The 6,648-nt window shown below is 70.4% G+C and carries 7 protein-coding genes; 5 read left to right on the plus strand and 2 right to left on the minus strand.

Annotation, left to right across the window (positions count from 1 at the left end; translation table 11 throughout):
- Positions 1-158: 158 nt before the first annotated feature.
- The 3 genes from FUT87_RS00540 (at position 159) to FUT87_RS00550 (ending at position 3,382) form a co-directional block, all read left to right on the plus strand.
- Complete coding sequence (locus FUT87_RS00540; protein ID WP_147239729.1) at positions 159-962, plus strand: hypothetical protein; 804 nt, start codon at positions 159-161, stop codon at positions 960-962.
- Positions 963-1,180: 218 nt separating this feature from the next.
- The gene (locus tag FUT87_RS00545) at positions 1,181-2,713 is read left to right on the plus strand and encodes an FAD-dependent monooxygenase (RefSeq protein WP_147239730.1); all 1,533 of its coding nucleotides are present in this window, start codon (positions 1,181-1,183) and stop codon (positions 2,711-2,713) included.
- 93 nt (positions 2,714-2,806) lie between these two features.
- Entirely contained in the window at positions 2,807-3,382 is a 576-nt protein-coding gene (locus tag FUT87_RS00550; RefSeq protein ID WP_147239731.1) for a hypothetical protein, read from the plus strand.
- Positions 3,383-3,417: 35 nt separating this feature from the next.
- On the opposite strand, the gene FUT87_RS00555 is transcribed toward FUT87_RS00550, so the two are convergent.
- A complete protein-coding gene (locus tag FUT87_RS00555; RefSeq protein WP_186830289.1) occupies positions 3,418-4,422 on the minus strand; it encodes a helicase-related protein in 1,005 nt (334 codons plus the stop codon).
- On the minus strand, positions 4,410-4,883 hold the full coding sequence (locus FUT87_RS00560; RefSeq protein WP_186830290.1) for a DEAD/DEAH box helicase: 474 nt from the start codon (positions 4,881-4,883) through the stop codon (positions 4,410-4,412). The genes FUT87_RS00555 and FUT87_RS00560 overlap by 13 nt, the downstream gene beginning before the upstream one ends.
- A 281-nt stretch (positions 4,884-5,164) precedes the next feature.
- Here FUT87_RS00560 and truD point away from each other — a divergent pair, with 281 nt between their 5' ends.
- Entirely contained in the window at positions 5,165-6,178 is a 1,014-nt protein-coding gene (gene truD / locus FUT87_RS00565) for a tRNA pseudouridine(13) synthase TruD (RefSeq protein WP_147239734.1), read from the plus strand.
- A gap of 105 nt (positions 6,179-6,283) precedes the next feature.
- Positions 6,284-6,648: GntR family transcriptional regulator (locus FUT87_RS00570; protein ID WP_147239735.1), on the plus strand; the 365-nt coding region annotated here is incomplete at its 3' end.

A 6,648-nucleotide genomic window follows, 5' to 3' on the forward strand; every position in this document is an offset into this window, starting at 1 on the left:
GGGGCGCGGGAGCGTCTCTTGCCCAGCCCGGGCCTCCCCATGAAAACACGGAGGTCCTCATGCCCGTCATGCGTCTTCGTCCTTCCCGCGCCCCTGGCCGGCGCGCCGCTGCCCTGCGTGCCGCCTGCGCGGCGCTGGCATGGCTCGGTGTTGCGGCCATGGGCGCCCAGGCCCAATCGACGGTCGTGCCGCCGGATGCGCCCGGCTTCACCGAATACGTCGCGAGCCAACTGCGCCTGCAGCTGGGCGATGCGACCGTGGTCGTCCGCGAGCCGCTGACGCTGGGCATCGCCAGCGAGCGCACGCCGCTCGACAAGCTCTACGCGGCGTGCCAGGGCAACCGCAGCCATTGCGCCGACGACGTCAACGCCTTCGTGAAGACGCGGACGCAGGCCTTCCGCGCGGCGACCATCCCGGCCACGCGCGAGACGCTGCGGCTGGCGGTGCGCACGGCCGCGTCGGTGCAGCAGGCGCAGCGCGAGGTCGGCGGCGACGCGACCACCTTCCGTCCGCGGCCCTTCGTCGGTCCGCTGGTGACGGTGCCGGTCTTCGACACGCTGCGCGCCTCACGGCTGATCAGCGAGAAGGACTACAAGACCTTGAACCTGTCGGTGGACCAGGTGCGCGAGACCGCGCGCAAGAACACCTACGACGCGATGCCGCAGGTGCTGCAGACCGCCAAGCCCGCGGCGCCCGGCGAGGTGGGCAAGCTCGACGGTCCGGTGCCGCAACCCAGCCGGCTCGTCTTCATCGACGACTGGAAGCCGCTGGCCGACGCGCAGAAGGGCAAGCTGATCGTCGCCGCGCCGTCCAATGACACGGTGCTCTACGTCGGCGACGACGATGCCGCGACGATCGACGCGCTGCGCGCGCAGGTGCGCGAGATCATGGGCAAGTCCGCCAATCCGCTGACGGACGTGCTGCTGCGCTGGTCGCCGTCCGGGTGGACGGTGATGCCCTGAATGCGTTGAATGCGGGGAGGGGCGCTACACTCCGCCCGTCGAAAAAGGCAGATCTGGTCTGGTAAGCCCAGGTCCTTCCTCACGGAAGCTCTGACTCTGCCCGCGCATGGGTCCCCACGACGAACGTCCGATGCAGTCTTGCATCGCCGGGTTCGTCGGTGGGGTTCTCAAGACGAAGAATCGCTCCGGCCGAACGGTCAACGAGAGAGGAAACGTCCATGCGCGCGATCCCCCCACACGACGTCATCATTGCGGGCGCAGGCCCTGTCGGCCTGATGCTGGCCTGCGAGCTCCGGCTCGCCCGTTGCTCGGTGCTGGTGCTCGAGCAGGCCACCGGCCCCGATTCACCGCTCAAGCAGCCGCCATTCGGCGTCCGCGGCCTGTCCATCCCCACGCTCGAGGCGCTGCACCGCCGCGGACTGCTCGACGCCGTCGTCGGGACCGCGGGCAGCGGCGATACCGTGCCGCCGCCGCCATGGGCGCAGCAACCTCGACGACCTGGTGGCCACTTCGCGGGGATCCAGTTCTTCCACGACAGGATCGACACCGCGCGCTGGCCCTGGCGCCTGCCAGGCCCGTTCAGCGAGAGCCAGCCCAGCACCATGGCCCGTATCGAATCGGCGCTTGCGGCGCGCGCCACGGCGCTGGGCGTGGAGATCCGTCGCGGGGTGCGCGTGGAGGACCTGACGCAGTCGGACGACAGCGTCTGCGTGCGGGCTGGCGGCCAGGCGATGCACGCGCGATGGCTGGTGGGCTGCGACGGCGGTCGCAGCCGGGTGCGCAAGGCCGCTGGCTTCGAGTTCGCCGGCACCGAGCCGGAGTTCACCGGCTACTCCGTGGACGTGGACCTGGCCGATGGCGCGGCGCTCGCTCCGGGCCGTCACTACACGGCAACCGGCATGTACACCTACCAGCCGCCCGGCGTCATCGCGATGGTCGACTTCGATGGCGGTCATTTCCACGGCACCGCGCCGATCACCGCTGAGCATGTGCAGACGGTGCTTCGCCGCGTCAGCGGCACGGGGGTCCGCGTCAAGGCGCTCCACCTCGCCACGACCTGGACCGACCGGGCCCGCCAGGTCACGTCCTATCGCCGCGGTCGCATCCTGCTGGCCGGCGATGCCGCCCACATTCATTCGCCGCTGGGCGGGCAGGGACTCAACCTTGGGATCGGCGACGCCATGAACCTGGGATGGAAGCTGGCGGCGACGATCCGCGGCGATGCCCCCGAAGGCCTGCTCGACAGCTACACCGCCGAGCGGCATCCCGTCGGCGCCCAGGTGCTGGACTGGTCGCGCGCGCAAGTGGCGCTGATGCGGCCGAGCCCGGCGACGCGGGCGCTGGCCGCGATCATGCGCGACCTCATCGAGACCCGCGACGGGGCGACGTATTTCGCCGAACGCGTCTGGGGCGCGACGCTGCGCCACGACCTCGGCGACGCCCACCCGTTGGTCGGCCGAAGCGCGCCGGACTTGGCGCTGGATGACGGGACCAAGCTGGCGACGCATCTGCAAACGGGCCAGGGGTTGCTGTTGGACATGGACGCCGCGGCACCGCTGCGCGAGTGGTCACGGGGCTGGACGGACCGCATCGCCTATGTCGCCAGCGGCGTGAAGGAGGACCTCGGCATGCGCGCATTGCTCGTACGACCCGACGGCGTCGTCGCGTGGGTTGGCAGCGGCGGCGATGACGCGGAGTTGGAGCAGGCTGTTCGGCGGTGGTTTGGCGAGCCGTCCGTCGAGCGAGGTTGATGCCGGTGGCAGGCAGCACCACGACCTAGGTCATGCCGACGGCCCTCGGCGATTCGCTATCGTCGCCCGCTGACTCCATGTTGAAGGGCCGTCATGCTCGACCTGCATCAGTTCATCGCGCTTTTCCAGGGCCGTCCGGTGCCCGAGGACCTCATCCGCCTCGGCGGCTTCCAGAACGTCGTCAAGACGCAGTACACGCAGAGCCTGTGGCTCACCGACCATGAGAAGCGCGGCCTGGAGGCCGGCTGGTCCGCCGACCCCGCGTTCCTGGAGCGGCTGGTGGCCATCGGCGTGGCCAACGGCTCGGGCTCGTTCTACGCGCTGTGGAATCCGGATGACGGCAGCGAGCCGGCGGAATGGCCGGTGGTCGTGTTCGGCGACGAAGGCGGCGAATGGGTGATCGCGCGCAACGTGCGCGAGTTGCTGCAACTCAGTGGCCTGGACGTCGAGCCGTATGTCGACCACGAGAGCGCCTACTTCTTCATCGACGAGGACGAAGAGGACGGGGACGACTACGCGAGCGACGCGATCGAGGACTACCGCGAATGGCTCAGCGAGGTCGCACAGCTGGACCCGCTCACCGACCCGGATCCGGTGGTCGAGCGCGCCCGTGCGCAGTGGCAAGCGCAGTTCGACGCGTGGAAGGCGCCCTACCTGGACGGGCGCTGAGAAGAACTTGGCCGGTCGCGACGGCGGGTGCGCCGTCAGGCGGAGGCGGCCGTCGCCTCGCGCTCATGCGCATCCATCCGCTCGCAGCTGTCGCAGCCGTGGCAGCGATCGAAGACCGCCGCCTCGTCCAGCGCCTCCAGGATGTCCCGCCACCGGCAGCGCCCCGACTGCGCATACGACACCATCTGCTCCAGGCGCCGCCGGTCCTGCTCGCCTTTCGCTTCATAACGGCCCATCAAGGCGCGCAGGGCCTGGGCGTCGCCCGGCGGTGGATCGACCAGCCGCAGGCTGTCGTCCGAGGTCGACAGCCAACCCTCCTCCGCCAGCAGCGCCGCCAGCGCGCGCAGCTTGGTGAGCGGCCGCCGAAGACGGCGATGCAGCGCGTCCAGCGTCCATCCCGCTTCGTCGGGCGGCGTCTCGCGCAGCACCTCGATCAGGGCCTGCGCGTCCGCCGGCACCGGGTAGCGGCCATTCAGGAAGAACTGCTGCACCGACCGGTCGCCCGACACGAACAGCAGCGTGCAGTCCGCGCGCTCGCCGTCGCGGCCCGCCCGGCCGGACTCCTGGTAATAGACGTCCAGCCCCGCCGGCAACTGGTAATGGACGATGCGGCGGATGTCCGGCTTGTCGATGCCCAGGCCGAATGCATTGGTCGCGACCATCACGCGGACTTCCCCGCGCATGAAGCGATCCTGCGCCTCGTGCCTCGCCGCCGCGCGCAGGCGGCCGTGATAGAGCGTCGAAGCCACGCCCGCGGCGAGCAGCGCCTCGTGGAGCGCCTGCGCTGACTTCACCGTCGCGGTGTAGACGATGGTGGAGGGTCCGGCATCCGCAGCCTCGATCGCATCGCTCCCGGGTGACTGCGCGACGATCTCGATCAGGCGCCGCAGCTTGTCCGCCTCGTTGGCCAGAGGCTCGACGCGGTAATGCAGATTGGCGCGATAGCTGCCGCCGATCAGGCAGCCGGCGGCCGGGATGTCGAGCTGACGGGCGATGTCATCGATCACCTCGCCGGTGGCCGTCGCGGTCAGCGCCAGCACCGTCGGCCGCCCAGCGCCTTGCGCGCGGCGCCCAGACGCAGGAAGGCGGGGCGGAAGTCGTGTCCCCATTCGGAAATGCAATGGGCCTCGTCGACGACCAGCAGGTCGGTGGGCCGCTCGGCCAGGCGCGCGACCCAGTCGCTGTCCTCCAGACGCTCGGGCGTGAGCAGCACCACCTGCGCGGTGCCGTCCAGCGCGGCGGTCTCCTGCTCCGACAGCGCCGCGGCCGGCAGGCCGCTGTGGACCTGCGCGCAAGCGATGCCCAATGCGCCAAGTCGCTCGCACTGGTCTTTCATCAAGGCGATCAGCGGCGACACGACCACCGTGCGTCCCGGCAGCAGCGCCGCCGGCAGTTGATAGCACAGCGACTTGCCTGCGCCGGTGGGCATCACCGCCAGCGTGTTCAGGCCACGCAGCACGCGGTCGATGACCTCGCGCTGGCCGGGCCGCCACGTGCGCAAGCCAAAGCTGCGTAGCTGGCGTTCGAGGGTGCGTTGCGAGGGAGGACGACGACGCGGCATGGAGGACGGACATTGAACGCGGAGGATGCGCAGCCGGCCTCAGCAAGCCGCGCGCCCGGGTCGACCGCCAGCGGCGGCTTCTCCGCGCGCGGCTGCGATGGCCGTCGCTTCCGTCGACGCTCGCCGAGGCATTCGGACAGCGAGGGACAATCGCCGCCTCGACGGCCCCGGGCCGGCTCGACCGCCTTTCCTCCTTCACACCGGGTGCCGCCAGACCGCTCATGACCGACCCTCAATACACGACCTTGCCGCAATGGCCCAACGCCTATCCGGCCACCGGTGCCAGCGCCACGCTGAAACGCCTCAACGAGGACTTCATCGTGACCGAACTGCCGCTGCAACTGCCCTCCGGTGAGGGCGAGCACCTCTGGCTGGACATCGAGAAGAACGGCGCCAACACCGCCTTCGTCGCCCAGCAGCTGGCCGCAGCCGCCGGCGTGCAGGACCGGGACGTCGGTTATGCCGGCCTCAAGGACCGCTACGCCGTCACCCGCCAGTGGTTCAGCATCTATCTGCCCAAGGGCGAGACGCCCGACCTGACGCTGCTTCAACATCCGGAGTTCAAGGTGCTGAGCCAGAGCCGCCACGTGAAGAAGCTGCGCCCCGGCGATCTGCGGGGCAACCGCTTCCGCATCGTGCTGCGAGAGGTGACCAGCGACCGCGACGCCATCGAGGCCAACCTCCAGGCCGTGGCCTCGCAGGGCGTGCCCAACTACTTCGGCGCCCAGCGCTTCGGCCACGACGGCGGCAACGTCGAGCAGGGCCGCGCCATGCTGGCGCGCGAGATCCGCGTGCGCAACCCGAAGAAGAAGGGCCTCTACCTGTCGGCGGTGCGCTCCTTCGTCTTCAATGAAGTGCTGGCGCTGCGCATCCAGCAGGGGCTCTGGGGCCAGACCCTGCCCGGCGACGTGATGGACGAAGCGGGCCGGCCCACCGGGCCGCTCTGGGGACGGGGTCGCGTCAGCACCACCGACCAGGCGCAGGCCCTGGAGAACGGCGTGGCCGAGCGTCACGCCACCCTGTGCGACGGCATGGAGCACGCTGGCCTGGACCAGGAGCGCCGCGCCCTGGTGGCGAGCCCCGCGGAGATGTCGTGGGAATGGCCGCAAGCCGATCAACTGGTGCTCACCTTCTCGCTGCCCGCTGGCAACTACGCCACGTCCGTCCTGAGCGAAATCCTCCGCGCCTCGGAGCCGGACCGGCACACCGAGGACGAGCCAGCCGCCATCGAGTGAGCGCCCCGCAGGCGCCGCAAGCGCGGGGTTGACGTCCCGCTCCCTGCTGTATTACTGTAGCGATACACGTCGACGACGCCGGTCGACGTCGCCAACGATCCGCCGATGGACACCGACCTGCTCTTCAGCATCAACCCCGGCTCTTCCGAGCCGATCTACCGCCAGTTGGTCGAGCAACTGCGCCGCCGCGTCGCCAGCGGCCAGCTCGTGGCCGGTCAGGAGATCCCGTCGGTGCGCGAGCTGGCGCAGGCGCTGGCGGTGAATCCGATGACGGTCTCCAAGGCCTTCGGGCTGATGGAGGCGGAGGGGCTGGTGGAGCGTCGCCGCGGGCTGCCGATGGTGGTGGCGGCGCAGCACCAGAAGGCGATGAAGACGCGGGGTCGCGTCGAGCTGCTGCGGCCGGTGCTCGCCCAGGCCGCCGCCGAGGCGCGGCAGCTCGAGCTGCCGCCCGAGCAGGTGCTGGCGCTGTT

Source organism: Mitsuaria sp. TWR114, from assembly GCF_007997345.1.

Coding starts and splice junctions, on each gene's coding strand:
- truD (WP_147239734.1), top strand. CDS start 5,165: ATGACCGACCCTCAATACACGACCTTGCCGCAATGGCCCAACGCCTAT.
- FUT87_RS00540 (WP_147239729.1), top strand. CDS start 159: ATGGGCGCCCAGGCCCAATCGACGGTCGTGCCGCCGGATGCGCCCGGC.
- FUT87_RS00550 (WP_147239731.1), top strand. CDS start 2,807: ATGCTCGACCTGCATCAGTTCATCGCGCTTTTCCAGGGCCGTCCGGTG.
- FUT87_RS00545 (WP_147239730.1), top strand. CDS start 1,181: ATGCGCGCGATCCCCCCACACGACGTCATCATTGCGGGCGCAGGCCCT.